The organism is Brachybacterium halotolerans subsp. kimchii, from assembly GCF_020792675.1.
Taxonomy (GTDB): domain Bacteria; phylum Actinomycetota; class Actinomycetes; order Actinomycetales; family Dermabacteraceae; genus Brachybacterium; species Brachybacterium halotolerans.
In genome coordinates, this window is sequence record NZ_CP086254.1 from 1,033,950 (window position 1) to 1,059,937 (window position 25,988).

Here is a 25,988-nt window from a genome sequence, read left to right on the forward strand (position 1 = left end):
AGGGACGTGACCTCTCCGCAGCCCCGCTTCTACGCCGCACGCCTGGCGGGCACCGCCGTCTTCGACCCGATCGGCGAGTCCGTCGGGAAGATCAGGGACGTCGTCGTGCTCCCCCAGGCGCGCGGCGCCGCCCGCGCCGTCGGCTTCGTGGTCGAGGTCCCGGGCAAACGGCGCGTGTTCCTGCCGGTCACCCGGGTCACGTCGATCATGCCGGGACAGGTGATCTCCTCGGGCGTGCTGAACCTGCGGCGCTTCGAGAAGCGCAGTGGCGAGCAGCTCGTCATCGGCGATCTGCTCGAGCGCACTGTGTCGCTGCTGGACGGCTCGGGCCGGGCGACCGTGCAGGACGTCGGCCTCGAGCAGAACCGGCAGCACGACTGGGTGGTCGCGAAGCTCTACCTGCGCCGTCTGAAGACGGGCTCGGGGCTCTCGAAGCTGGTCAGCCGCGGGGAGACGCTCACGGTCGATCAGAGCGCTGTCAAGGGCCTGTTCGGCAGCGACACCGAGCAGTCGGCCGCGCTGCTGCTCGCCTCCTACCAGGACCTCAAGCCCGCGGACCTCGCGGACATCGTCCAGGAGCTGGATGCCAAGCGGCGCATCGAGCTGGCCGTGGAGCTCGCCGACGACCGTCTGGCCGACGTCCTCGAGGAGCTGCCCGAGGACACGCGCGTCGAGGTGCTCACCGGTCTGGAGTCGTCCCGCGCGGCCGACGTGCTCGACGAGATGGACCCCGACGACGCCGCGGACCTCGTCCAGGAGCTCCCGGACCAGGTCGCCGAGACGCTGCTGGGGCTCATGGAGCCCGAGGAGGCCGAGGACGTGCGCCGCCTGCTCGCCTACGACGAGTACACCGCGGGCGGCATGATGACCACGGAGCCGCTGATCACGGCCCCGGAGACGCCCGTCGCGCACTGCCTGGCGATGATCAGCCGGGAGGAGCTCTCCCCCGCGCTCGCCTCGACCGTCCACGTGTGCCGCTCGCCGCTCGAGACGCCGACGGGCAAGCTGCTGGGGATCGTCCACTTCCAGCACCTGCTGCGGGAGCGGCCCGACCGGCCCGTCGGCGAGATCCTCGACGCCGACCGCCACACGGTCGAGCCGCAGGTGCCGCTCTCGGGCGTGACGCGAGAGATGGCGACCTACAACCTGGTCTCGATCCCCGTGGTCGACGACGAGGGACGCCTGCTGGGCGCGGTCACGGTCGACGACGTGCTCGACCACGTGCTGCCCGATGACTGGCGAGAACAGGACGAGCCCCCGGTGACCACGGGTCAGATCGATCTCTCCGAGATCGCCCGCGGGATCCACAGCGACAGCACGACCACCGACGACTCGCGGAAGGGGTGAGGGAGATGGCAGACCGCACGCCGAACCTGGATGATCCGGAGCCCCTGCGCCGACGCGTCCGCAACCCGCTCTCCGGCGACACCTTCGGCCGTGGCGCCGAGGGCTTCGCCCGCTTCATGGGCACCCCGGCCTTCCTGGTCGGGATGACGCTGTTCTGCGCCGTCTGGCTGGCCTGGAACTCGATCATGCCCGAGAGCGCCCAGTTCGATCCCCGCAGCCTGAACTTCACGCTGCTGACCCTGATCCTCTCGCTGCAGGCCTCCTACGCGGCCCCGCTGCTGCTGCTCGCGCAGAACCGCCAGGACGACCGCGACCGCGTGCAGGCCGAGCAGGACCGCCAGTCCAACGACCGCAACCACGCGACCACGGACTTCATCACGCGCGAGATCGCCTCCCTGCGCATCGCCCTGAACGACGTCGCCACCCGCGACTTCGTGCGCGGGGAGCTGCGCGACCTCCTCGAGGATCTCGAGAAGGAGCGCGAGGAGGACGAGCCCGCCGGGTCGGCCGAGGGCGGTCGTGCGTCCGCGGTCTCCGGGACCGCGGGTGCCTCGGGTGCCTCGGGCTCGGGCTCAGGTGGCTCGGGTTCGGGCTCGGGCGCGGGACCCGCTGTTCTCGTCGCGGAGGCGCAGCCGCAGGCCGTCGGCATCGATCGCGAGGAGCTGCGGGCGATGCTGCGCAGCGAGGTGCGCTCGGCACTCGCGGAGCGCGGGACACCATGACCGCCCCACAGGACCCCGGCACGCCGGCCCCGGATCCCCGGGACCAGGCCCCGTCGTCGGCCCAGGATCCCCACGGCGCGCCCGCGTCGGCCGAGGACCCCCGGATCGCCCGCATCCATGAGGCGCTCGAGGCGGTGATCGACCCGGAGATCGGCCGCCCCATCACCGAGCTCGACATGGTCGACTCGGTGAGGATCGACGCCGCCGGCACCGCCGAGGTGACCATCCTGGTGACGATCGCGGCCTGCCCGATGCGCGACCGGCTCGAGCGCTCGACCGCGGAGGCGACCGCGACCGTGCCCGGCCTGGCCGGTGTGAAGGTCGAGTCGCGGGCGATGACCGACGAGCAGCGCAAGGCGCTCACCACGCGCCTGCGCCAGGGCCACCGTCAGATCCCCTTCAACAAGCCCGGGACCCTCACCCGGATCCTCGCCGTCTCCTCCGGCAAGGGCGGAGTCGGCAAGTCCACCGTCACCGCGAACCTCGCCGCCGCCATGGCCGCGCAGGGCCTGTCCGTCGGGGTCATCGACGCGGACATCCACGGCTTCTCGATGCCGGGCATGTTCGGCATCACCGACAAGCCCACGAAGGTGGGCGACCTGCTCATGCCGCCCGAGGCGCACGGCGTGAAGGTCATGAGCATCGGCATGTTCGTGCCCGACGGGCAGGCCGTCGTCTGGCGCGGACCGAAGATGCACCGGGCGATCGAGCAGTTCGCCTCCGACGTCTTCTGGGGCGAGCTCGACGTGCTGCTGCTGGACCTCCCGCCCGGCACCGGCGACGTCGCGATCTCCGTCGCCCAGCTGCTGCCGAAGGCGCAGATGCTGGTGGTCACCACTCCGCAGGTCTCCGCGGCCTCCGTCGCCGAGCGGGTGGGCTCGCTCGCCAAGGCCACCAAGCAGGACGTGGCCGGGGTCGTGGAGAACATGAGCGGCCTCGTGCTGCCCGACGGCTCGCGCATGGACGTCTTCGGCACCGGCGGCGGGGAGCGGGTCGCCGAGACCCTCGCCGGCGCCGTCGAGCATCCCGTGCCGGTGCTCGGGCAGGTGCCGCTGGATCCTCGGCTGCGGGAGGGGGCCGACGGCGGTGTGCCGCTCGTGCTCTCCGATCCGGAGCAGCCCGCCGCCCAGCAACTGCGCGCGATCGCCGCGGCGCTCGTGGCGCGCCCGCGGGGTCTCTCGGGGATGCGTCTGCCGCTCAGCGTGCGCGGCTGAGAGCTGCGGGGCCGACGGCTCAGACCCGGCCGGACGGGGAAGCTCCCGACCAGCACGCTGCCGCGCCGGATCAGGACTGGCGGGGCCCAGGAGTGGCGGGTCAGGAGAGGCGGGTCAGGTCGCCTCGTCGTCGAAGGGGGCCCGCTGGGGTCCCTCGTCCTCCGTCGATCCCTTGGTGGAGCGCTTCGAGCCGGAGGCGGCTGCGGCGGTGCCCGTGACGGCGCCGGTGAGCGCCTTGGTGTCCGGGAGGATGTCGTCCACGCTGGTGTCGCCCCAGGCGTCGCGGATGATGCGGCGCGGGTCGTACTGACGGGGGTCGTACTTGCGCAGCTCGTCCATGGACAGGCCCATCTCGTCCTCGACGGTGGCCCGGGAATCATCGACCCAGCGGCGCGCCTTGCGCACCCACTGCACGATGTTGCGCGTGTACTCCGGAAGGCGCTGCGGTCCGATGAAGATCACGAACACGATGAGCAGGATGAGGATCTCCCAGCCCCCGAAAATGTCCACGAGTCCACCTGCCATCGAACCGAAATGTGCCAGGCCATTATGGCAGAGCAACCCTGTGTGGGGCGCCGGTACGACCTGGGCGGGTGCTGACGTACCCTGGTCGACATCCGCGTGCTCGCGGCGACCCGGCGGTGACCTGCCCGGTCGCGCGACCGCCCATGACCCGACGAACAGGAGGATCCGCAGATGGCATCGGGGAAGGTGACCAGCTGGGCCCACGGCGAGGAGTTCGTCGACGAGGAATCGCTCTTCGAGGAGCCGGGCGTGCTCGCCCGCGCTCGCGAGCGCGGATCGGAGCTCGGGGTCGCCCCCGTGCTGCCCGGGGCCGGCGCCCTCATGCGCGTGCTCGCGGCGTCCGTCGGCGCGCGCAGCGCCGTCGAGATCGGCACCGGTGCCGGAGTGGCCTCCCTGTACGTGCTGGCCGGGATGCACCCCGACGGCGTCCTCACCACGATCGACCCCGAGGTCGAGAACCAGCGCGCGGCCCGCGAGGCCTTCAGCGAGGCGGGCCTGCGCTCGGGGCGTGCGCGCACGATCGCCGGCAGCCCGCGAGAGGTCATCGGCCGCCTCACCGACCATGCCTACGACCTCGTGAGCTTCCACGCCGACGCGCCCCACGCGCGCGACCTGCTGACCCACGCGCGCCGTCTGCTGCGGCCGGGCGGCGTGCTCGTGATCTCCCAGGCGCTCTACCACGACCGGGTCGCCGACCCCACCGCCCGCGACACCACCACGCAGGAGGTCCGCGCTCTGCTGCGCGAGGTCCAGGAGGCCGAGGACCTCATCCCCGCCCTCTCCCCGAGCGGCGACGGAGTCCTCGCCGCGGTCCTGCGCGGCTGACGCCCCTACCCCGGGGCCACCGGGAACGCGGCACCGGACCAGCAGCCCGACGCGGCCGCCGCCCCTCGGATGACCCCGTGAGAAGTACGAAACGGTTGCCATGAGCGCTCTTGGCAACCGTTTCGTACTTCTCGAGGCGCCACGGACGGTCGTCGGCGCTCCGGGGCGTCCCCGGGACGGCCGGTTCGCCTCCCGAACGCTCCGTCGCCTCCATCGCCGCCATCCATCGCCGCCTCCATCGCCGACACCCACGCCGCGCCCGCACACACAGAACCCCGCCCCTCATGCCGAGGGGCGGGGTTCTGTGCTCTGATCAGCAGCCGGTCAGGCCTTGATCACGCCCTCCAGGGCGTCGCGCAGGGTCTCGGCCTCGGAGCCGTCGATCTCGACGACGAGGCGTCCGCCGCCCTCGAGCGGGACACGCATGATGATGCTGCGGCCCTCCTCCACGACCTCGAGCGGACCGTCTCCGGTGCGCGGCTTCATAGCGGCCATGGGCCTGCCTCCTCGGTGATGTGAACGCACGCCGCTCCCACCCCTGCGGGAGCGTCGGCAGCAACTGTCGGCCACCAGTATCTCAGGTTCTCGGAGATGACGCTCACACGTCGGACGATGCGTCCTCGCCGGAGGCGTGGGCGGATGCCTTCCGACACCTCTTCCGGCGCCTCCCGGCGCCCCACCGCCGCCCGGCTCCGCGCCGCCGCCGACGGTGCTCGTGATCCGCACCGGGTGCGGGCATCGAGAGGTCGAGCTTCCCCAGGGCAGCGAGCACCATGAGCACGGCGACCACCGCGGCGACGAGGAGCAGCAGCACCACGCCGGGGCTGACGGCGGTCATCGCTGCTGGAGAGCGGCGTCGCGCAGCACGTCCAGGGCCTCATCGGCGGTGTCGACCACGCGCAGCAGCCCGAGGTCCTTCTCGCTGATCAGCCCGTGGTCGAGCACGGTGCCGCGGATCCAGTCGAGCAGGCCCTGCCAGTAGTCGCGGCCCACGAGGACCAGGGGGAACATGCGGATCTTGTGGGTCTGCATGAGGCACAGCGCCTCGAACATCTCGTCGAAGGTGCCGAAGCCGCCGGGCAGCACCACGAAGCCGCTCGAGTACTTCACGAACACGGTCTTGCGGGCGAAGAAGTACCGGAAGTCGACACCCAGGTCGACATAGTCGTTCATCCCCTGTTCGAAGGGCAGCTCGATGCCCAGTCCCACCGAGACCCCGCCGCACTCCTTGGCGCCCTTGTTGCCGGCCTCCATGATCCCCGGCCCGCCGCCCGTGATGACGGCGTACCCGAGGTCGACGACGCCGCGGGCGATCTGCTCGGCCTTCGCGTAGTCCGGGTGGTCCGGGGCGATGCGCGCCGAGCCGAAGATGGAGATGGCGGGACCGAGCTCGGCGAGCGCGCCGAACCCCTCGACGAACTCCGCCTGGATCCGCATCACGCGCCACGGGTCCGAGTGGACCCACTCCCCCGGCCCCTCCTCCTCGAGGAGATGCTGGTCGGTCGTGGTGGTGGGCCGCTGCGCCCCGCGCAGCGTGATGGGGCCCTTGCGGTGCCTGTCGGTGTTCTGGGCGGTCATGGGGCGAGCGTAGCGCCCGTGCATGGTCGTCGGCCCGGGCGACTCAGAGCCCGGGGCGGGAGTGGTCGATCACCGAGGAGGAGTCGAAGAACGGCTCGAGGCTGGTCTCCTGGCCCGCGGCGTTCGCGCGCAGGCGGATGCCGTCGACGTTCATGCGGGCCTGTCGGAGGTAGCCGTCCTGCATCTGCGCCCAGTACTCGGCGGTGCCGTCCACGAGGAAGATGAAGTCGAAGCCGTGGTCGCGCACGGCCCGGTACTTCGGGTCCTGGGTGTCGTAGGGCGGGACGCCGCTGAGGTCGGCGCCGAAGGGGAGGATCAGCAGGTCGGTCGCGCCGGTGAGCGGCTTGACCTCGGCGTCCCAGCGGTCGAAGTCCCGGGTGAGGTGCGCGAGCGAGGACTTCTTGATGTCGAGGTGCCCCCAGCTGTGGCTCGCGATCTCCCACCCGGTGTCCTTGAGGGCGTCGGCGGTCTTCTTCGCCTTCTCCTGGGCGGTCTTGAGCTTGTCGGGGTGGTCCCCGTACTCGCGCTTCGAGCTGCGGTAGCCGAGGATGCCGTTGTAGCCGGTGAGGGCGAGCACGCCCTTGTGGCCGTGGTACGAGAAGTCGGGGTGGTCCTCGAGGAAGTCGTCGACGAGCGGGACCATGTCGTAGGACCCCTCGGACGTCTTCCCGTCGGCGTCGGTGTACGAGTTCACCACGCGGCCCTCGGCGTTCGGGTGGAGGTCCGTGGCGAAGCCGTCGCCCTCCATGTACTCGTAATAGCAGACGTCGTCCTGCGAGAGCACCATGGGCTTGCGGTCCTTGGGCAGCCGGATCGGCAGCGGCTTCATCGTGCCGTCGTCCTGCTTCTCGCAGATGTCGTGCGGGCTGACCAGCACGTACCCGTCGTCGTAGACGTCCTTCATGATCTTCGTGAACTCGTCGATCGTGCACATGTAGTCGTCGTAGCCCTGGGCGTCCTCGTCGCCGTCGAAGGCGCGCTCCGGATCGACGATGAGCGTGTGGAAGAACAGGTGGGAGACCTGCAGGTCGTTCGGCCATTCCACGAGGGCGTCGCGCGCGGAGGAGATCTTCGTGCGGAGCGCGTCGACCTCGTCGCCCTCCTGGCCCTTCAGGGTCTTCTCGGCGGCGTCCGGGTCGTGCTGGGCGAGCTGCCGCTGCGCCCGGGAGACCTTCTGGGCGCGGATCTCCTCGGCCGTCGGCTTCTTGGACGCCGAGCCGCCCTTCTCGCCCCCACCAGGACCGCCCTGCGTGCATCCGGCCGCCGTGAGGGCCGTGCCCCCGAGCGCCGTCGCGGTGAGTGCCGTGCTCACCGTGCGCCGGCTGGGCGCCGCATGCGGTGCGCGCGTCGCTCGTGCCATCTCTGATCCCCCTTCGTCGATGCACCGGGCCCCGATGCGGCGCCGCCGCCCCCGGCGCGTCCACACTACGGCGGCGCTCGGACCGAGCGGGGAGGCGCCGGGGGCGTGTCGGCGGGGCCGACGGCGGGGGCGCGGCCGAGGTCTCACCCGGCGACATCGAAGGTGTGTTCCTCGGCCGCAGGTGCGGACCGCCCGGGGTCAGGCGCCGGTGGCGCGCGGGCCGCGCACGAGCAGGACGATCAGCCCGAGCACCGCCCAGACGGCGCCCACGGCGAGCGCGAGCGGACTCGAGGAGACGAGCACCGCGAGCAGGGACAGGGCGCCCAGGATCGGGATCACCAGATGCGGGAGGGGGCGCACCGGTCCCCCGCGTCGGCGCACCACGAAATAGCCGATCACGGAGGCATGGACGAGGACGAAGCCGGTGATCGCGCCGACGTCCACGGCGGAGGAGACCACGTCGAGCCCGTCGGGCCGCAGGGCCGCCCAGAGGGCGACGGCGACGTTCCCGGCGGCGGCCGCGAGCACACCCGCCACGGGCGCCCCGGAGCGGGCGGAGACCTTCGCCAGGCCCCCGGGCAGCGAGCCGGAGCGGGCCATGTCCATGATCACCCGGCTCGCCGCGGCCTGCCCCACCAGCGCGCTGAACATCGCGCCCACACCCTTGGCCAGGGCGAGCAGACCGTGCAGCAGCGGACTGATCGAGGAGTCGACCATCGAGTAGTAGGCGTCGCCCTGCAGGGACGGGTCCGCCTGCAGCTGCGCGGTGCTCTGCGGGGAGAGCAGCGCGCCGATGTACGTCTGGACGATGAAGAGCACGCCGGCGACCGCGAGGCACACGAGCGTCGCCCGGGCGATCGCGGCGGAACCCCCGCGGGTCTCCTCGGCGAAGGTCGCGAGAGCGTCGAACCCCAGGTAGGACAGGACGGCGACGGAGACCGCACCGAGCACGAGGTGGGGGTGCAGGCCGGCGCCGCCGCCGGTGATCGGGTCGAGCCAGCCGCGCACCGGCCCGTCGGACGCGAGGACTGCGATCCCGGCGATCACGACCGCCGCCAGCACGAGCACCTCGACGAGCACGATCACGGCGGAGACCTTCGACGTCACGCCCACCCCGGCGAGGTTGAGGCCGGTGGTGAGCACGACCGCGACCACCACGAACACCCACACGGGGATCTGCGGGAACAGCGAGTGCAGGGCGATGCCGCTGAACAGGTAGGCGACCGAGGGGATCAGCACGTAGTCCAGCAGCATCATCCAGCCGCCCATGTGGCCCACTCTGCGGCCGATGCCCTCGCTCGCGTAGGCGAAGACGCTGCCGGCGCGCGGGACGGCGCGGGACATGAGCGCGTAGCTCGAGGCGGTCAGCGCCATCACCAGCGTCGCGACGAGATAGACGACGGGCACCACGCCGCCGGACTTCGCGTCCAGCGTCCCCCACACGCCGACGGCCGCGGCGGGGCCGATGAAGACCAGGCCGTAGGCGAGCAGCTGGCCGAAGCCGATGCTGCGGCGGAGGGCGGGCGCGCCGTCTGCCGGCTCCGCGGACCCGCCGTGCACCCGCGCGCTCGGGCTGCTCATCGGGCCGACGGCTCGAGCCAGCGGCGCAGCCCGTCGAGGGCGTCACGGAGGTCCTCGAACAGCACGTGCTCGTCGTCGGTGTGGGCGAGGAGGGGGTCGCCGGGGCCGAAGTTCACGGCGGGGGTGCCGAGCTCGGCGAAGCGGGCGACGTCGGTCCACCCCTGCTTGGCGGCGACGCCCACGCCGTCGCCGAGAGCCGCGAGGAACTCGCGGGCGGCGGGGGTGTCCAGGCCCGGCAGGGCGCCGGCGGCGCTGTCGGTGACGACGATATCCACGTCGCAGCCCTCGAGCAGCTCCCGCACGTGCGCCTCGGCCTGCGCGGGGCTGGTGTCCGGTGCGAAGCGGTAGTTCAGGGTGAGGGAGGCGCGATCGGGGATGACGTTGCCGGCGATTCCGCCGCCGATGGCGACGGCGTTCAGGCACTCGCGGTACTCGAGTCCGTCGATGACGGCACGGCGGGCCTCGTAGGCGTCGAGGCGCTGCAGCACCGGGGCGAGGTGATGGATGGCGTTGTCGCCCACCCAGTCTCGGGCCGAGTGGGCAGCGGTGCCGTGCGCGGTGACCTCGAGCTTCATGGTGCCCTTGCAGCCGCCCTCGACGCCCGCGGAGGTGGGCTCGCCGAGGATCGCGAAGTCGCCGCGCAGGTGCTCGGGGTGGGTGCGGGCGATGCGGGTCAGCGAGTTGTCCGCCGCGGCGACCTCCTCGTGGTCGTAGAAGAGGAAGGTGAGGTCCCGCGTGGGATCGGTCGCCTCGACGGCGACCGCGAGAAGCATCGCGACGCCGCCCTTCATGTCGCAGCTGCCGCGGCCCACGAGCTCCTCACGGCCCTCGCGCACGCGGCGCGACGAGGGCAGGTTGTCCGCCACCGGCACCGTGTCGAGGTGGCCCGCGAGGACCACGCGCTCCTCGCGCCCGAGGTCCGTGCGGGCGATGACGGTGTCGCCGTCGCGGAGGACCGTGAGGTGCGGGGCATGGGTGTGCAGCGCCTGCTCGACGGCGTCGGCGAGCGCCTTCTCGTTCCCGGAGACGGACTCGATGTCCACGATCGCGGCGGTGAGCTCGACGATGTCGGCGCGGGGGTCGAGGGACGGCGCGGAGCCGCCGGGGACGGAGCTGGAGGGCGAGGTCATGCGCCCTATCGTGTCACGCGGGCAGCGCGCCGCCCCAGGCCGCGAGGCGTCGCGCGACGACCTCGGCGTGGTGAAGGAGCTGCGGGGCGGTGCCGGGCTCCGCGGTGATCGCGGACCCGGGCTGGGCGGTGGAGACCGGGACGCCGACGAGCAGGCGCCGCTCGTGGACCCGCCCGTCCTTGCCGATCGGGGCGTAGAGGCCGTCGACCGCGATCGAGCCCGTCGGCACGCGCCGGCCGGTGCCCCGCGAGGCCCACGAGTCCTGGCGGGCCTCTCCGCGCTCGCGCCACGCCCGCAGCAGCGGGGAGGTGAAGGCGTTGAGCTCGACGCCCGGCAGATGCGCCTCGAGCACCCCGTCGCACGCGTAGCGGCAGTCCTCGCCCGCCGTGACGATGAACCTGCCCGCCTCCTCGTCCACGTCCACGCGCATCCCCGGACCCGTGAAGCGCACGAGCCCGGCCTCCTCGAGTGCGAGCAGCTGGCGCACGCGCAGCACCGGCGGGCCGGAGGCCCAGGACGCGAAGGCGTTGCGCAGGTGGCCGTCGATGTCGCGGGCCACGGACTCCGTGGTGTACGCGCCGAGGTCGATGAGCTGGTTGACCTGGATGCGACATGCGGTGAGGACCCGGAACACCAGCAGCCAGGCGGGATCCGGCTCGGCGGCCTCGCGCAGGCTGCGGCGCACCACCTCGAGGGTGCGCGCGTGCGCATCGGTGATCGGGCCGCCGCGGCGCCCGAAGGGGAAGAGCATCCGCAGGATGACCGCTTCCTCGGCGAGCGCGCGGAAGCCGGAGACCGCGAGGGCGCGCTGCAGCTCGGCGAGGATCAGCGGCATCACGTCGGCCTCGTGATCGAGGCCGTCGGGTCGCACGGAGAGCTCGAGCACGCGCTCGCGGGTGAGGATCCGCGGCTCGTGGGGCTCGGGGAGGTAGGGCCGCAGATCCGGCTTGGGCCGGTAGACCATGCCGGAGCGCGAGCCGACGATCAGCTGGGGCTCTCCGCCCCCGGGGATGTAGCGCAGGCCCGAGGGGGCGTGCGCGTCGGGCGCGAACCTCCCGCCGGCGGCGTCGGCGAGCATGCCGAGCGCGTCGTAGAAGTTCAGTCCCACGCCCTGCACGGCGACCCGCTCGCGGCCCAGCAGCGCGGAGTAGTCCACCTGGAGGGGGTTCGCGGGCGCCGCGTGCACGAGTCCGTGGCGCGCGGCGGCGTGCTCCATCACCTGGGAGCGCGGTCCGGGTGCCGTCGCGAGGTGCCCGAGGGCGAGGGCGACGGCGTCCACGGTGAGGTCGGTGCCGTCCTGGAGCGCGACGCGCTGCGGGGTTCCCGGCTCGCCAGAGACGTCGAGAGCGCTGGTCCGGTGCACACGGATCCGCAGTCGGTTCGGGTCGGCGTCGGCGATGGCGCGCTCGAGCACGGCGGCGAGGTAGCGGCCGTGGGCGGCGCGGGAGGCGATGTCGGCCGGCCCCAGCCCTTCGGCGGCGAGGAAGTCGGCGAGGGTCTCTGTGTGCGGGACGGGCAGCTCGGGCCGGCACGACTCGTCGGGGTACATGGTGGTCTGGCAGGTCGCGGTGTTCATGAGCAGCACCTCGCCCTGGTCCCGCCGCCATACGTTGCCGCCGAGGCCCGCGCACGGGTCGACGAGGTGCACCTCGAGAAGGCCTTGCCAGTCGTCCCGCTGCGAGGCCGCGACCAGGCGCTCGATGATCGCGGTGCCGCGCGGGCCGGCCCCGATCACCGCGACCTCGCGGCGTGCCGCGCCGGTTCCGGCGTCGTCGGCGCGCCCGGTTGCGCCCGGCGGCGGCTCGCGGCGCTCGCGGTCCCCCGGGATCTCGCGGCGCGCGCGCTCGCCCGGCGCGGGTGCCGCGGGGCGGGTGCTCGGCGTGGGATCGGGGGCGACGGTCATGGATCCCAGTATCGGGGTGGTCGGCCGCGGCGCGGGAACGGGACCCTCCGGCGCCACTGTGACGTTGGACCGCGCGAGCACGCCCGCGGGGGTTCCGGAGTCCTACACTTCCGGAGCGCTCCGGCGCTGCCAGGCTCCCCTCTCAGGTCCGGTCCCGCCGGGACCGTCGGCCGACGGGCGCTCCTCTCCCTCGACATCACAGGAGGACCCCATGCCCGCGGAGCCCCGCGCGACAGACCCCCGCACAGAAGCCCAGGACCCGACGCCGACCGTGACCCAGGCCCCGGCCCCGGACCAGGCCCCGACGCAGCCCGCCGAGCTCAGGCCGTGGCCCGCGCTGTGGTCGATGATCATCGGCTTCTTCATGCTGCTCGTGGACGGCACGATCGTCTCGATCGCGACCCCGCGGATCCAGGACGAGCTCGACGCCGACATCACCAAGGTCATCTGGGTGACCAGCGCCTACCTGCTCGCCTACGCCGTGCCGCTGCTGGTGACCGGCCGCCTCGGCGACCGCCTGGGCCCCAAGCGGGTCTACCTTGCCGGGCTCGTCGTCTTCACCCTCGCGAGCCTGTGGTGCGGACTGTCCGGCACGATCGAGATGCTGATCGTCGCGCGCGTGGTCCAGGGACTCGGCGCAGCCCTGATGACCCCGCAGACGATGACCGTCATCACCCGCATGTTCCCGCCGCAGCAGCGCGGCCCGGCCATGGCCCTGTGGGGCGCGACCGCGGGGGTCGCGAACCTCGTCGGCCCGATCCTCGGCGGTGTCCTGGTCGATGGTCTCGGCTGGGAGTGGATCTTCTTCGTCAACGTGCCCGTGGGCATCGTCGGCTTCGTCCTGGCCATGCGCCTGGTGCCGAACCTCGAGTCCCATGCGCACCGCTTCGACCTGCCCGGCGTGCTGCTCTCCGCGGTCGGCATGTTCCTGGTGGTGTTCGGCATCCAGGAGGGGTCGACGTACGACTGGGGCACCATCACCGGCATCATCTCCGTCCCGCTGCTGATCGGCGCCGGGATCGTGGTGCTGGTCCTCTTCGTGCTCTGGCAGGCGAAGCAGAAGGGCGGCGAGCCGCTGCTGCCGCTGGGCCTGTTCCGCGACCGGAACTTCGCCGTCGCGAACCTCGCGATCGCCGGTGTGGGCGCCGCGATCGTGACCTTCGCGCTGCCCATCGTGCTGTGGACGCAGAACGTCAAGGGCTTCTCCCCCACCCAGTCGGCTCTGCTGCTCGCACCGATGGCGATCATCGGCGGGGGCCTCTCGCCACTGGTCGGCAAGAACCTGCACCGCTGGAACACGCGACTGCTCGCGGTCGTGGGCCTGGCCCTGTTCGGCCTGGGCATCGCGGCCATGGGCGTGCTCGTCATGAACGACGCCGCCTGGTACTGGCTGCTGATCCCGGGCGCCGTCATGGGCCTGGGCAACGCGGGCATGTGGGCGCCGCTGTCGATCTCCGCGACCTACGGACTCTCCCGTGCGCAGGCGGGCGCCGGCTCGGGCGTCTACAACGCGATGCGCCAGCTCGGCGCCGTGATCGGCTCCGCGGCGATCGCGGCGGTGATGGCCTCGCGCATCACCTCCGAGTTCGCGGACGCGGGCCTGGGCGGCGGATCCGGCGCGGGCAGCGGCGCGAGCGACCACGCCGCCGCGGGCGGCGAGGCCGGCGCATCCTCCGGCGGCGTGCTGCCGGACATGCTGCACGCCCCGTACGCGCATGCGATGGGCGAGAGCCTGTTCCTGCCCGCGGCGATCATGGGCGTCGCGGTGATCGCGGCGCTGTTCCTCCGCAACGCCAACGCGCGGCGCTGAGGGGCCGGCGGGCCGAGCGCCCGACAGCCCGCGGGTTCACCCGCGGGCGGCGTGCTCGTCCTCGTCGGCGACTCGAGCGCCGTCCGCCGACGCGCCGTCGTCGGCACGACCGTCGGTCCGGGGCTCGTCTGCTGCGAGCCCGGTGAGCCGCGCATGCTCCACCCACCCGGCGGCGGCGGGGATCGAGCGCAGATGGGGACCGATGACGGCGATCACCGCCGCCAGTGCGCAGAGGGCGGCGAACACGCCGAGGGTCACCGGCGCCCCCGCGTGCGCCAGCCCCCAGCCCGCGATGGCGGGCGCGAGGGGCATCAGACCCATGGCCACGAGCGCGTTGAGCGCGCCCACCCGCCCCTGCATGGGCGTGGGCGTGATGTGCAGGAAGAACCCTCCGCTGCCGGCGTTCAGAGCGGGCAGCGGGAGACCCATGACCGCGTAGAGCACGGCGATCATCCACGGGGACGGGGCGAAGGGGATCGCCAGGGTGGATGCCGCCAGCACGATGAGACCGCCGATGACCACGATTCCCGTGGGCACCCGCTCGACGATCCGGGGCGCGAGCACGGCGCCCACCAGGATCGAGGCGGCGAGCACCGAGGAGAGCAGTCCGATCTGCGCGGCGGGGACGCCGCGCGCGGCGAGCATGAGAGTGACGGTGAGCAGGGCGCCGTTCGAACCGAGGTTCACGAGCGCGGCCACCGCGCCGAGCTGCACCCGCACGGGCTGGGCGATGCTCCAGCGCAGGGCGTCGAACAGGTCCCGGCCGACGTGGGAGCGGGACAGCCCTGCCGTGGACTCCGCAGGCCGAGGGCGGTAGTCGCCGCGCATCCGCAGCGTCGCGATCAACGAGCCGACGTGCCCGATCACCAGGGTGAGGGCCGGAAGTGCGAGGTGCACCGCGAGCAGGGCGCCGCTCGCGGGCCCGCTGCCCAGCTCGATCGCCGCCCCGCGTCCCTCGTTGATCGAGATGGCGCGCGGCAGCTGGGCGGGCGGGACGATCTGTTTGAGCATCGCGTCGGACGCGAACCCCAGGAGCGTGCCGCGCAGTCGATGGACGCCGGCGAGGGCCGCGAGCACCGGAACGCTCGCGACGCCCCCGACCAGCACCGCGACGAGGACCGCCTGGGTGAGGATCCCGGTCGCCGAGGCGAGCAGCCGCAGCCGTCGCCGGTCGAACCGATCAGCGAGCAGACCGCCGGGGATCATGCCGATCAATCCCCCGATCCCCTCGAGCAGGCCCACGAGCCCCACGGCCGCGACCGAGCCGGTCACTACGAGGGTGACCAGCGGGAAGGCGAAGGCCGCGATCCCTGCACCGGCGTCCAGCAGCACGTCCCCCACGAGCCAGCGCCTGTACTCGGCGTTCCGTCGGAGCGGCTCGTGGGTCCCGTGTACGGGCTTCGTCGGCCGATGCATGCCGCGAGACTAGACCCGCACAGTCCATTGCGCAATAGTTATTGCCCATGTGTCGGTGCGGGTTCTCGGTAGGCTCCGGGCATGAGCACCAAGGAGCAGCGTCCGTCGGCCGAGCGCCACGACTTCGCGACGCAGGAGATGCTGCGGGCGATGGCGCACCCGCTGCGCCTGCAGCTCATGGAGCGCGTGGGCCGCCGCGGCACGGCCCGCGCCGCCGACCTCGCCGAGGAGATGGGTGTGGCGGCGAACGCGCTGAGCTACCACCTGCGCACCCTCGCGAAAGCGGGGGTCATCGAGGAGGCCCCCGAGGAGGCACGCGACCGCAGGGACCGGGTCTGGCGGCTGACGCAGGCGAGCTACCATCATGGACAGGGCGAGTCCTGGACCAACGATCCTGATGCGACCGACGACGAGTACCGCCGCGCGGCCATGGCGATGAGCCTCGCCGCGATCGAGTGGATCCGCACCTCATGGATCGCCCAGAGCGCCCGCTACGAGGCGGGCGAGGCGCCGCAGAACCTCGCCGGGCAGCTGTTCTCCTCGTCGCTGCGCATCTCGCGCGATCAGGCGGAGGATCTCGCCCGACGCGCGAACGACCTCATCATGGAGTTCAACCGCCTGAACCGCGACGAGCGCGGCACGGACCTCGAGGGCGACCCGGACTCCGAGGGCCCGGCCGAGGACTTCCGCGTCCTCTTCGCCCTCGTCGGCGATCGGCCCGCGCCCGACCAGAGGATGACCGGCGGGCAGGAGGATTCCCACACCGCAGAGGGATAGGAAGCACCCGCCGCGCTCCGTAGAATCCTTCGCATGAGCACCCCCGCGAACTCCGCCGACACGACCACGCCGACGCACGCCTGGGGCATCGGCCTCGCCACCCTCGCCGCCGACGGCTCGACCCTCGACACCTGGTACCCGGCCCCGCAGCTCGGCGATGCGCCCGCGGACCTCGAGTCCCAGCCGCTGCACGCACAGCTCGGCGCAGCCGCCCGCGAGGACGAGGTGCGCGGCACCCGCCAGGAGGTCGTCGCCCGCGCGATCGCGCTCGCGGCCGCCCCGGCCGACACCGCCGACGCCTACCTGCGCCTGCACCTGCTCTCCCACCGTCTGATCGAGCCCAATGTGCAGAGCCTCGAGGGTCTGTTCGGCCAGCTCACCAACGTCGTCTGGACCTCCGAGGGTCCCTGCGCGGTCCCCGGCTTCGAGGAGACCCGCCTGCGCCTCATCGCCGCCGGCCGCACCCCCACCGTGTTCAGCGTCGACAAGTTCCCGCGCATGGTCGACTACGTGCTGCCCTCCGGCGTGCGCATCGGCGACGCCGATCGCATCCGCCTCGGCGCCCACCTCGCCGACGGCACCACCGTCATGCACGAGGGATTCGTGAACTTCAACGCCGGCACGCTCGGCCACTCCATGGTCGAGGGCCGCATCTCCCAGGGTGTCGTCGTCGGCGACGGGTCCGACGTGGGCGGCGGCGCCTCCACCATGGGCACCCTCTCCGGAGGCGGCACCGAGCGCGTGCGCATCGGCCGCCGTTCGCTGTTGGGCGCCGAGTCCGGCATCGGGATCGCGCTCGGCGACGACTGCGTGGTCGAGGCCGGCCTGTACGTCACGGCCGGCACGAAGGTCTCCGTCGTCGACCCGCGCGGCGTCGAGGACGGCACCGTCGTCAAGGCGCGCGAGCTCTCCGGCATGGACAACCTCCTGTTCCGCCGCAACTCCGTGACCGGCGCCGTCGAGGTCGTGGCCCGCGAGGGCCGCACCGTCGAGCTCAACGCCGCGCTGCACGCGAACTGACCCCGCGACGCCCCCGTCCGACGCCCCGCCGAGACCCGCACCGCCGAGACGACCGCCCATGGCCCGCTCCCGACGCTCCCGCTCCGGCCGCTCGCGCATGCGGCACCTCACAGTGCCCCTCGTGATGCTGCTGGTGCTGGTCTTCGTCGTCGCCGGGACGTTCTTCGCGCTGACCCGCTTCGCGTCCGTCCAGCGCAGCGGGCAGTGCACGGCGGCGGGCCTCGGGACGACGCACGAGTACACGACCGAGCGCACCGCGAACGCAGCGCTGATCAGCGCGGTCGCCGTGGACCGGGGCCTGCCGCCGCGCGCGGCGTCGATCGCGCTCGCCACGGCGTACCAGGAGTCGAAGCTGCAGAACATCGAGCACGGCGACCGCGACTCCCAGGGCCTGTTCCAGCAGCGTCCCTCGCAGGGCTGGGGCACCCAGGCGCAGATCATGGACCCGGTCCATGCGACCAACGCCTTCTACGACTCCCTCGTGAAGCTCGACTACGCCTCGATGAGCGTGAACGACGCCGCCCAGAAGGTGCAGCGCTCGGGCTATCCCGAGGCCTACGGCGACCACGAGACCGAGGGGCGGATCTTCGCCTCGGCACTCACCGGGCAGTCCGGTGCGAACCTCGTGTGCGACATCGCCACGCCCGACTCGGCGGCCTCGCCCCAGAGCGTGCAGGACGCCCTGAAGGATCAGTTCCCGCGACGCACGAAGGCCGGGGCGATCACGAGCTCTCTGGCCTCCGCCTCATCGGTCGCGACGTCCCGACCCGACGGCTCCAGTGCGACCGCCCTGGTCATCGACACGCACGGTGACACGGCGCTGGGCTGGGCGGTCGCGAACTGGTCCGTCGCCCGTGCGGCCGACGACGGCGTCGTCCAGGTCTCCTATCTGGGGCGTGCGTGGCAGCGCGAGTCCCACGACCAGGAAGCCGGAACCTGGCCGAGCGTCGACGGCGGCGACGCGGACCGCGTGGTGGTGCTCGTCGCCGGAGGGTGACTACCCTCGGGAGCATGAGCGGGAACGCGCGAGCAGCGCAGGTCCCAGCACCTCCGGACACGACGCCGCAGGTCGGAACGTCGGAAGGCCGCACGGCGGACGGTCCGGCATGGGATTTCGCGAACGCCCGGACGGGCAGGCCGCCGGGCATCGACGTGATGGTCGGCTATCGCGCCCTCGACGTCCCCGAGGTGGTCCATCGCGGACTCCCCGCCTCCCGCCTGACCTTCATCCTCGCCCTCGACGAGGGCGTCGAGGCCGCGTCGGGCGCCGCCGGCGCGGAGGGTCTGCGCCGCGCGCAGCCGGCGCCCGTGGTCATCGGCGGCCTGCACATGACATCGAGCCTCGTACGGCAGCGGCCGTCGCAGGCCGGCATCCAGATGTCCGTCCATCCCCTCGCGGCCCGGGCACTCCTCGGCGCGCCCGCCGTCGGTCTCCCCGTCGAGGAGTTCGACGCCGCCGGCGTGCTGGGTCAATGGGCCGTCGACCTGCAGGAGCGGGTGCGCGAGGCGAGCTGCTGGCAGGAGAGGTTCGACCTGGTGTCCGCAGGTCTCCGGCAGCGGCTCGGGCAGCATGACCGCGGGCCCAGGGCCAGCGGCGGCCGGCTGCGGCCCGAGCTGCTGCGCGCCTGGTGGCTGCTCGAGCGCAGCGGCGGGCGGGCCCGCATCGGCGACATCGCGGCGGACGTCGGCCTCGGCCCCCGACGCCTCGGCGCCCTGTTCCACCAGGAGCTGGGCCGCTCCCCCAAGCAGGTCGCCGGCCTCATGCGCTTCGAGCGTGCGGTGGCCGCGGCCGCCCGCTCCGTGCGCGCCACGGGCCGTGCCGATCTGGCGTCGATCGCCGCGGACTGCGGGTACGCCGACCAACCCCACCTGACCCGCGAGTTCAGCCGTTTTGCGGGTCTCGCGCCGGGCAAGTGGATCTGCGAGGAGTTCCGGAACATTCAAGACGGCGGCCATGGCGCGGCGGAGGATCGCCTGCATGGATGACGCACGGACACCCCCTCACACCACCCCGACCACTCCGCCCAACTCCGACCTCCCCGAAGACTCCCCCACAGGCCCCGGCGGACCGACACTCTTCGCGACGTTCCGCGCCAGGGACGCCGCCGCGCTGATCGACTACCTGCAGGACGTGCTCGGCTTCGTCCTCACGGCCCGCTACGACGACGGCGAGCGCGTTGCCCACGCGGAGCTGCGCCGGCCCGACGACCGGGGCGGCGTGATGCTCGGCGACGTCCAGAAGGGCGCCGAGTGGCCCCCGGAACCCGGCGGCACGGGCCTCTACGTGGTCGCGGACGACATCGATACGCTGTACGAGCGCGTGGTCGCCAAGGGCGCGCAGGTCATCACGCCTCTCGCCGACACCCCGTACCGCAGCCGCGAGTTCGCGGTGCGGGACCCCGAGGGCAACATGTGGTCCTTCGGGACGTATGCGGGGGAACAGGTCCCCGCGGCCCGCGCCCCGGAGTGACCTCAGCGAACAGCCACGGAGACAGGAGAGGGCCATGGACATCGACGCCGGCGCCGAGGCCCTGGACTGCGACCCCGCCCCCACATCCTCCCCCTCACCGGCACCGGAGATCGTCGCCCATCGCGGCGATCCCGTCGGCGCGATCGAGAACACGCGCGAGGCGATCACGCGGGCTACGGCGTCGGGCGCCCGCACGGTCGAGATCGACGTGCGGCTGACGGCCGACGGTGTCCCCGTGCTGCTGCACGACCCGACGCTGGAACGGCTCTGGGGCGATCCGCGCCCGATCACGGACATCTCACATGGGGAGCTGGACGACCTCGCGCCGCAGATCCCCACTCTCGTCGAGGCGCTGCGGGTCGCGGCTCCCGCTCGACTGCTCATCGACATGCCGGACGCGTCACCGGCCGCCGCGAGCGCCGCGGCCGTGACCGACGCGCGCCGAGGCGCCCCGCAGATCCCACCGCCCGCGTGGTGCGGCGACCTCACGGCCCTGCGCATCATCCGCGATGCCGATGCCGAGGCGGAGATCTGGATGACTTGGAAGCAGGACGGCATGCCCTCGCGCGATCTCGTCGACGGCCTGCGTCCGCGCTTCTGGAACCCCGACCACGACAGGGTCTCGTCCCGGAGCGCGGTTGCCGCGCGCGCCCTGGGCATGGAGGTCTCGTGCTGGACGGTCGACGACCCCGGGCGCGCCCAGGACCTTGCCGCCCTCGGGGTCCGGGCGATCATCTCCAACCGCGCCGCCCAGATCAGGGACGAGTTCGCCGACGGGCGACCTGGAGGACAGACTTAGATCTAGCCCGGCTCAGGTCCCCAGTCGGTAGACGCTCACATGGCTGCTGGACTCCGCCGTGAACGCGCTGCGGTCCCAGTCGGCCCAGCGGTGCTCGCGCTCGAAGCCGGCGAGCCGTGCCATCAGGTCCATCTCACTGGGCCACACGTAGCGCTGCGGAGTGCGGCCGATGCGAGCCTCTCGCGGCCCGTCGACAGTCGGATCGAAGCGGACGTGGTGGGAGACGAGCTGCTGGGTCACGGTGTCGATGGTGTCGACGAGCAGGTAGCCGGGCTCGCTGACTTCGAGGACTCCCCCGTGCCCTGGGGTGAGAGCGCGCAGCTGGGGCACGTACATCTCGATGACGAAGCACCCACCCGGACGCAGGTGCCGGGCCGCGTTGCGGAAGCAGGCGACCTGCTCCTCCTGCGACAGCAGGTTCCCCAGGGTGTTGAAGACCAGGTAGACCAGGGAGAATCCCTCCCCCGCGCTGGCAGTGGTCATGTCTCCCTGCACCACGGAAATGCCGGTGGCGCCCGGGGCACCCCTCGCGTCCTTCGCGCTCTTCGCCCCGTTCGTGTCCTTCGCGTCCGTCGTGGGCGCCTTCTCCCGCAGTCGCGCGATCATCGCTTCCGAGAGCTCGATGCCGACGACCTCCACACCGGACTCGCGAAGGGGGATCGCGACGCGTCCGGTGCCGATCGCGAATTCGAGGGCGCGCCCGCCATCGACGAGATCTCGCAGAGCCTCGACCGTCGGTCCCAGCACATCGGGGGCGAACATGCCCTCACCAGGGGTGTCGTAGCTGCGCGCGGTCTCGGAGTCCCACAGCCTCTGCTGGTCCGCAGGCTGCTGTCCTGCACCGTCGACGGTGCGGGTCGGGGTCGTCGGCTGGTGGTCCGGTGCTATGGGCGGGTGCTGCGTCAGGCGATGCTCAGACATGAGCGCATCCTCGCCGAGAGCAGGCGTCGTCGCCACAGATTTCTTGGACAACGGGTGTGCGCGACGGTGCTGCGGAGGGCGCAGATGTCACGGACGGGCGCATGGTGAGGAGCCGTGGCGATATCGCCATGGCTCCTCACCCTCGGCCCGTCCACGACATCGACCGAGGCTGGACGGCCCACCGACAACTGCTCGTGCCTGTGCTCGTGCCAGCGCCGCGACTCCGCCGGCCGCCGGACTGCCCACACCCCGCGACCGACCGCGAGGCCCCGACCGGCTCAGTGGTCCTGGCGGCGCTCCTGGGCGATGCGCTCCTGCTGGGCACGGCGCTCCGCCTCGAGCTCGGCCTGGAGCTGCTCGAGGCGGATCTCGGTGGTGCCGGTGCGCTCGGGCATCGGGGCGTACTCGCGCAGCTCGGAGCCGGTGTAGATCTGGCGGGGGCGGCCGATCTTCGTCTCCGGATCGTGGATCATCTCGTTCCACTGCGCGATCCAGCCGGGCATGCGGCCGATCGCGAAGAGCACCGTGAACATCTGCGTGGGGAAGCCCATCGCCTTGTAGATGATGCCGGTGTAGAAGTCGACGTTCGGGTAGAGCTTGCGCTCCACGAAGTAGTCGTCCTTCAGCGCGATCTCCTCGAGCTGCATGGCGAGGTCGAGGCGCTCGTCGTGGATGCCCAGGCGCTCCAGGACGTCGTCGGCGATCTTCTTGACGAACTTCGCACGGGGGTCGTAGTTCTTGTAGACCCGGTGCCCGAAGCCCATCAGGCGGATGCCGTCCTCCTTGTTCTTCACGCGCTCCATGAAGTCCTTGGGATCCATGTTGCGCTCGCTGATCTCGTCGAGCATCTCCATCACGGCCGCGTTCGCGCCGCCGTGGGCGGGGCCGGAGAGGGCGCCGATGCCGGCGGAGATCGACGTGAAGAGGTTGGCCTGCGCGGACCCGACGAGCCGCACGGCGGAGGCCGAGCAGTTCTGCTCGTGGTCGGCGTGCAGGATGAGCAGCTGCTCGAGCGCACGCACCACGACCGGGTCGGCGATGTACTTCTCGACGGGGAACCCGAAGGTCAGGCGCAGGAAGTTCTCGATGAGGGAGAGCTGGTTGTCCGGGTACAGGAGCGCATGGCCCTTGCTGACGCGGTAGGCGTAGGCCGCCATCGTGGGGACCTTCGCGAGCAGGCGGTAGCTGCTCAGGCGCACCTGGTCCTCGTCGAACGGATCGAGAGAGTCCTGGTAGAAGGTCGAGAGCGCGGAGACGCCCGCCTGCATGACGGCCATCGGGTGGGCGTCGCGGGGGAAGCCGTCGAACAGGCTCTTGAAGCGCTCGTCGAGCAGGGTGCGCCGCTCCACGGAGGACACGAAGTTGTCGAGCTGCCCCTGGGTGGGCAGCTCGCCGTTGATGAGCAGGTAGGCGACCTCGAGGTAGCTGGAGTGCTCGGCGAGCTGCTCGATCGGGTAGCCGCGGTAGCGCAGGATGCCCTCGTCGCCGTCGATGTAGGTGATCGACGACTTCGTGTTCGCCGTGTTCATGAAGCCCGGGTCGTAGGTGACGTCGCCGGTCTGCTTGCGCAGCGGGGCGATGCTGATGCCGCTGTTGCCCTCGACGGCCTCGACGAAGGGAAGGTCCAGGTCCTGGTCGCGGTGGGTGAGGCGGGAGGTCGGCGTCGCGTTGTTCATGTGCTCTCCGTTGTGCATCGGCGTCGGTGGGGGCCGACGGGCGACCCTGGGTCGTGCGGCGGGACGCGAGGGGCGTCCCGATGATCGTGCGGCGGGACGCGCGGTGCGTCCCGGGGGTTGGTCCGGTCCGGGGACCGGTGCGGTCGGGGTCAGGTGCGGGTCCGGGCCGGGGCCGGCGTGGCCCTCGGGTCCCGGTGGAGGGTCAGCGGCGGGTGAGCCGCTCGACCGCGGCGGAGATCCGTTCGTCGCTCGCCGTCAGTGCGATGCGGACGAAGCGCTCCCCCGCCTCACCATAGAACATTCCGGGGGCGGTGAGGATTCCCAGCTTCGCGAGCTCGTGGACGCTGGCCATGGAGTCCTCGCCGAAGGTGGTCCAGAGGTACAGCCCCGCGCGCGACCCGTGGATCTCGCCGCCGAAGCCCTCGACGGCCTCGCGCAGCGCGGTGCGGCGGGCGCGGTAGACGCCGTGCTGGGCGCGCACGGCGTCGTCGTCGGCCAGAGCGGCCGTCATGCCGACCTGCACGGGCGTGGGCAGCATCATGCCGGCCTGCTTGCGGATGGCGGTGAGCTCGCCCACGAGCTCCGGGTCGCCGGCGACGAACGCCGCTCGGTAGCCCGCGAGGTTCGACTGCTTCGAGAGCGAGTACACGCAGAGCAGGCCGGTGAGGTCGCCGCCGTGCACGCGCGGATCCAGGATCGAGGGCACCTCCTCGACGTCCCAGGGCAGCAGGGCGTAGCACTCGTCGGAGGCGATGATGATGCCCCGCTCGCGGGCCCAGGAGACGATGCTGCGCAGCTGGGAGGCGTCCAGCACCTCGCCGGTCGGGTTCCCCGGTGAGTTCAGCCACAGCAGGCCGATCCGCTCGAGGTCCTCGACGTCGATCGCGGCGTCGCCCTCGGCGGCCAGGCGCTCCATGTCGACGGGCACGCTGCGGGCGCCCACGAAGCGCGCCCCCATGTCGTAGGTCGGGTAGGCGACGTGCGGAAAGGCGACGGCGCCGTCCGCCCCGATGCCGAGCTGGAAGGGCAGGTGGGCGACGAGCTCCTTGGAGCCGACGGTCGGCAGCACGTGCTCGTGGCCGATGCCCGCCGCACCGTCGGACCCGTCTCCGGCGCCGCGGCGCCTCACCACGAAGTCCACGAGCGCATCGCGCAGCGCCGGGGTGCCGATGGTGGTCGGGTAGCCGTGGGCGTCGGCCGCCTCGCGCAGTGCCTGCTGCACGCGTTCCGGGGTCGGGTCGACGGGCGTGCCGACCGACAGGTCGACGAGTCCACCCTGGTGGGCGCTCGCCACGCGCTTGGCCTCCTCGAGGGAGTCCCAGGGGAAGGCGGGCAGGCGCGCGGCCAGGGGCTCGCGCGGGGCCGACGGACGGTGCTGCACCATCAGATCCTTCTTTCCGGACTGCGTCCCGGGTCGCTCAGCGCAGGGGTCGCGTCACGCGTCGTTCGGGTTCGGCGGGAGCGCTTCGATGAGCGGGTGGTCCTTGTCGATGACGCCCATCTTCGCAGCGCCGCCGGGGGCGCCGAGCTCGTCGAAGAACTCGACGTTGGCCTTGTAGTAGTCGGCCCATTCGTCCGGGAGGTCGTCCTCGTAGTAGATCGCCTCGACCGGGCACACGGGTTCGCAGGCGCCGCAGTCCACGCATTCGTCGGGCTGGATGTACAGCGACCTGGTGCCCTCGTAGATGCAGTCCACGGGGCATTCGTCCACGCATGCCCTGTCCTTCACGTCCACGCAGGGCAGGGCGATGACGTACGTCATGCAGCGATCCTTCCAGGGCAGGGACCGGGCGACGGCCGGGGCTGTGCTCGCTCCCGGCCGCAGCCGGGGCGGGTGCGGCGCCGGAGCGGGCCGACGCGATGGTCCCAGGATGTTCTCGGGCTCCCGGGGCGAGGGAGCCGTCCCCATCATGTCACCGTCTCCCGTGCCTGCGGGGCCCACGGCCTGCCCTCCGGCGCGCAGGTGACGAGGTCGACATCGCTGCCGGGTCCGCCGATAGCCTGGAGCCATGGCCCAGGAGCATTCCGCGGATCCGGCAGCGGGCGCGACGCCCGGCGACGCTCCGGACACCGCCGACCCGAGCGCGCCTCCTGCTCCCGCGCGGGGACCGCGTCCGGGGTGGGCGCCGTTCCTCCGGGTGGGGACCCGCGTGGTGGTGCGCTATGCGATCGACCGCAGCGCGTCGCCGCACGGCGAGGGGATGACCGATGCGCTGGGAGTGATCGAGGACGCCGACGAGGACACCCTCACGATCGCGACCAAGCGCGGCAGCGACCGGGTGGTGCGGGGTCTCGTCACCGCCGCCAGGCCGGTGCCCGATCCTCCCCGCCGCCGCGGTGGCGCAGCGCGCTGAGCAGGTAGCCGGCGCCGGCGATCAGGTGCAGCAGCACGCCGACCCAGACGAGCACGCGCAGCGCCGGGATCGCGGCGGGCAGCCACGCGGCCGCGGCGGCCAGCAGGAACACCGCCGACATCAGCACCGCGGTGCGCGCCTTGCCGATGCGCGAGACGGGCAGCGCGCCCCCGGCGGCGGTGCGGCCGGCGAGCGCGAGCAGCACGATGTCCACGAGGGCGATCACGCCCAGCGGGATCCACGAGAGGACGCCGGCGAGGGCGAGCGAGAGCACCACGCCCACGACCCCCAGGCGGTCGGCGATCGGGTCGATGATCGCGCCGGTGCGACTGGTCTGGTGCAGGGCGCGGGCCAGCAGCCCGTCGACCCAGTCCGTGAGCGCCCAGACGAGCAGCAGGATCACCGCGAGCGGGTCGGGGCCGCCGTCCACCAGCAGCACGCACACCGGCAGGAGCAGCAGGAAGCGCAGCAGGGTGACCGCGTTGGGGATCGTCGCCCAGTCCGGGCGCCGTGTCCCGTGGGGCGCGGCAGTGCGACGAGGGCCGGGGGCCTCCACGCCC

General features: G+C 72.4%; 26 protein-coding genes. 12 read left to right on the forward strand and 14 right to left on the reverse strand.

Translation table 11 applies throughout. From position 1 onward, the window contains the following. Positions 1–6: 6 nt before the first annotated feature. Genes Bra3105_RS04640 through Bra3105_RS04650 form a run of 3 tightly spaced genes read left to right on the forward strand, consistent with a single transcriptional unit; the run spans position 7 to position 3,283 of the window. On the forward strand, positions 7–1,347 hold the full coding sequence (locus Bra3105_RS04640) for a magnesium transporter MgtE N-terminal domain-containing protein (protein ID WP_228358795.1): 1,341 nt from the start codon (positions 7–9) through the stop codon (positions 1,345–1,347). A gap of 5 nt (positions 1,348–1,352) precedes the next feature. After that, positions 1,353–2,069, forward strand: a complete 717-nt coding sequence (locus Bra3105_RS04645) for a DUF1003 domain-containing protein (protein WP_228358796.1) — start codon at positions 1,353–1,355, stop codon at positions 2,067–2,069. Further along, positions 2,066–3,283, forward strand: coding sequence for an Mrp/NBP35 family ATP-binding protein (locus Bra3105_RS04650; protein ID WP_228358797.1), 1,218 nt, complete (start codon positions 2,066–2,068; stop codon positions 3,281–3,283). Before Bra3105_RS04645 ends, Bra3105_RS04650 begins: the two co-directional genes overlap by 4 nt. A 114-nt stretch (positions 3,284–3,397) precedes the next feature. On the opposite strand, the gene Bra3105_RS04655 is transcribed toward Bra3105_RS04650, so the two are convergent. Then, entirely contained in the window at positions 3,398–3,793 is a 396-nt protein-coding gene (locus Bra3105_RS04655; RefSeq protein ID WP_228358798.1) for a twin-arginine translocase TatA/TatE family subunit, read from the reverse strand. A gap of 186 nt (positions 3,794–3,979) precedes the next feature. Between Bra3105_RS04655 and Bra3105_RS04660 the strand changes: the two genes are divergently transcribed. Next, positions 3,980–4,633 (forward strand): O-methyltransferase, encoded by a 654-nt coding sequence (locus Bra3105_RS04660; RefSeq protein ID WP_228358799.1) that lies wholly within the window; start codon positions 3,980–3,982, stop codon positions 4,631–4,633. Between the two features lie 324 nt (positions 4,634–4,957). Here the strand turns inward: Bra3105_RS04660 and Bra3105_RS04665 are convergent, their stop codons facing one another. The 7 genes from Bra3105_RS04665 to Bra3105_RS04695 form a co-directional block, all read right to left on the reverse strand. Continuing rightward, complete coding sequence (locus Bra3105_RS04665; protein ID WP_200501081.1) at positions 4,958–5,128, reverse strand: DUF3117 domain-containing protein; 171 nt, start codon at positions 5,126–5,128, stop codon at positions 4,958–4,960. A 103-nt stretch (positions 5,129–5,231) separates the two neighbouring features. Then, the gene (locus Bra3105_RS04670) at positions 5,232–5,471 is read right to left on the reverse strand and encodes a hypothetical protein (RefSeq protein ID WP_200501082.1); all 240 of its coding nucleotides are present in this window, start codon (positions 5,469–5,471) and stop codon (positions 5,232–5,234) included. Further along, positions 5,468–6,211: an LOG family protein gene (locus Bra3105_RS04675; protein WP_228358800.1), complete on the reverse strand. Its 744-nt coding sequence runs from the start codon at positions 6,209–6,211 to the stop codon at positions 5,468–5,470. Before Bra3105_RS04675 ends, Bra3105_RS04670 begins: the two co-directional genes overlap by 4 nt. A gap of 43 nt (positions 6,212–6,254) precedes the next feature. Beyond that, positions 6,255–7,523 (reverse strand): polysaccharide deacetylase family protein, encoded by a 1,269-nt coding sequence (locus Bra3105_RS04680; protein WP_228358801.1) that lies wholly within the window; start codon positions 7,521–7,523, stop codon positions 6,255–6,257. 246 nt (positions 7,524–7,769) lie between these two features. Next, entirely contained in the window at positions 7,770–9,152 is a 1,383-nt protein-coding gene (locus Bra3105_RS04685; RefSeq protein ID WP_228358802.1) for an APC family permease, read from the reverse strand. Further along, the gene (dapE, locus tag Bra3105_RS04690; protein ID WP_228358803.1) at positions 9,149–10,282 is read right to left on the reverse strand and encodes a succinyl-diaminopimelate desuccinylase; all 1,134 of its coding nucleotides are present in this window, start codon (positions 10,280–10,282) and stop codon (positions 9,149–9,151) included. Before dapE ends, Bra3105_RS04685 begins: the two co-directional genes overlap by 4 nt. Before the next feature lie 13 nt (positions 10,283–10,295). Next, the gene (locus Bra3105_RS04695; protein ID WP_228358804.1) at positions 10,296–12,185 is read right to left on the reverse strand and encodes an FAD/NAD(P)-binding protein; all 1,890 of its coding nucleotides are present in this window, start codon (positions 12,183–12,185) and stop codon (positions 10,296–10,298) included. A gap of 211 nt (positions 12,186–12,396) precedes the next feature. Here Bra3105_RS04695 and Bra3105_RS04700 point away from each other — a divergent pair, with 211 nt between their 5' ends. Next, a complete protein-coding gene (locus Bra3105_RS04700) occupies positions 12,397–13,995 on the forward strand; it encodes an MDR family MFS transporter (RefSeq protein WP_407650898.1) in 1,599 nt (532 codons plus the stop codon). 36 nt (positions 13,996–14,031) lie between these two features. Here the strand turns inward: Bra3105_RS04700 and Bra3105_RS04705 are convergent, their stop codons facing one another. Further along, positions 14,032–15,411, reverse strand: coding sequence for an MFS transporter (locus Bra3105_RS04705; RefSeq protein WP_228358805.1), 1,380 nt, complete (start codon positions 15,409–15,411; stop codon positions 14,032–14,034). A gap of 81 nt (positions 15,412–15,492) precedes the next feature. Between Bra3105_RS04705 and Bra3105_RS04710 the strand changes: the two genes are divergently transcribed. From Bra3105_RS04710 to Bra3105_RS04735, 6 genes are read left to right on the forward strand one after another with little or no spacing between them, the layout of a single operon-like run. After that, the gene (locus Bra3105_RS04710) at positions 15,493–16,188 is read left to right on the forward strand and encodes a winged helix-turn-helix domain-containing protein (protein ID WP_228358806.1); all 696 of its coding nucleotides are present in this window, start codon (positions 15,493–15,495) and stop codon (positions 16,186–16,188) included. Positions 16,189–16,221: 33 nt separating this feature from the next. Further along, positions 16,222–17,208: a 2,3,4,5-tetrahydropyridine-2,6-dicarboxylate N-succinyltransferase gene (gene dapD, locus Bra3105_RS04715; RefSeq protein ID WP_228358807.1), complete on the forward strand. Its 987-nt coding sequence runs from the start codon at positions 16,222–16,224 to the stop codon at positions 17,206–17,208. 58 nt (positions 17,209–17,266) lie between these two features. After that, positions 17,267–18,205: a hypothetical protein gene (locus tag Bra3105_RS04720; protein ID WP_228358808.1), complete on the forward strand. Its 939-nt coding sequence runs from the start codon at positions 17,267–17,269 to the stop codon at positions 18,203–18,205. 14 nt (positions 18,206–18,219) lie between these two features. Further along, on the forward strand, positions 18,220–19,194 hold the full coding sequence (locus Bra3105_RS04725; RefSeq protein ID WP_228358809.1) for a helix-turn-helix domain-containing protein: 975 nt from the start codon (positions 18,220–18,222) through the stop codon (positions 19,192–19,194). Beyond that, positions 19,187–19,678, forward strand: coding sequence for a VOC family protein (locus Bra3105_RS04730; protein WP_228358810.1), 492 nt, complete (start codon positions 19,187–19,189; stop codon positions 19,676–19,678). Before Bra3105_RS04725 ends, Bra3105_RS04730 begins: the two co-directional genes overlap by 8 nt. 34 nt (positions 19,679–19,712) lie before the next feature. After that, the gene (locus tag Bra3105_RS04735) at positions 19,713–20,477 is read left to right on the forward strand and encodes a glycerophosphodiester phosphodiesterase (protein WP_228358811.1); all 765 of its coding nucleotides are present in this window, start codon (positions 19,713–19,715) and stop codon (positions 20,475–20,477) included. 12 nt (positions 20,478–20,489) lie between these two features. Here Bra3105_RS04735 and Bra3105_RS04740 read toward each other — a convergent pair whose 3' ends face one another. From Bra3105_RS04740 to fdxA, 4 genes are all read right to left on the reverse strand, one after another. Beyond that, positions 20,490–21,398, reverse strand: coding sequence for a class I SAM-dependent methyltransferase (locus Bra3105_RS04740; protein ID WP_228358812.1), 909 nt, complete (start codon positions 21,396–21,398; stop codon positions 20,490–20,492). 278 nt (positions 21,399–21,676) lie between these two features. After that, positions 21,677–23,074, reverse strand: a complete 1,398-nt coding sequence (locus Bra3105_RS04745; RefSeq protein ID WP_228358813.1) for a citrate synthase — start codon at positions 23,072–23,074, stop codon at positions 21,677–21,679. Positions 23,075–23,276: 202 nt separating this feature from the next. Continuing rightward, a complete protein-coding gene (gene dapC, locus Bra3105_RS04750) occupies positions 23,277–24,458 on the reverse strand; it encodes a succinyldiaminopimelate transaminase (RefSeq protein ID WP_228358814.1) in 1,182 nt (393 codons plus the stop codon). A 51-nt stretch (positions 24,459–24,509) separates the two neighbouring features. Beyond that, complete coding sequence (fdxA, locus tag Bra3105_RS04755; RefSeq protein WP_200501098.1) at positions 24,510–24,836, reverse strand: ferredoxin; 327 nt, start codon at positions 24,834–24,836, stop codon at positions 24,510–24,512. Between the two features lie 247 nt (positions 24,837–25,083). Between fdxA and Bra3105_RS04760 the strand changes: the two genes are divergently transcribed. After that, positions 25,084–25,428, forward strand: a complete 345-nt coding sequence (locus tag Bra3105_RS04760) for an acetyltransferase (protein WP_228358815.1) — start codon at positions 25,084–25,086, stop codon at positions 25,426–25,428. On the opposite strand, the gene Bra3105_RS04765 is transcribed toward Bra3105_RS04760, so the two are convergent. Beyond that, on the reverse strand, positions 25,370–25,984 hold the full coding sequence (locus Bra3105_RS04765; RefSeq protein WP_228358816.1) for a CDP-alcohol phosphatidyltransferase family protein: 615 nt from the start codon (positions 25,982–25,984) through the stop codon (positions 25,370–25,372). The genes Bra3105_RS04760 and Bra3105_RS04765 overlap by 59 nt on opposite strands. Between the last annotated feature and the right edge of the window lie 4 nt (positions 25,985–25,988).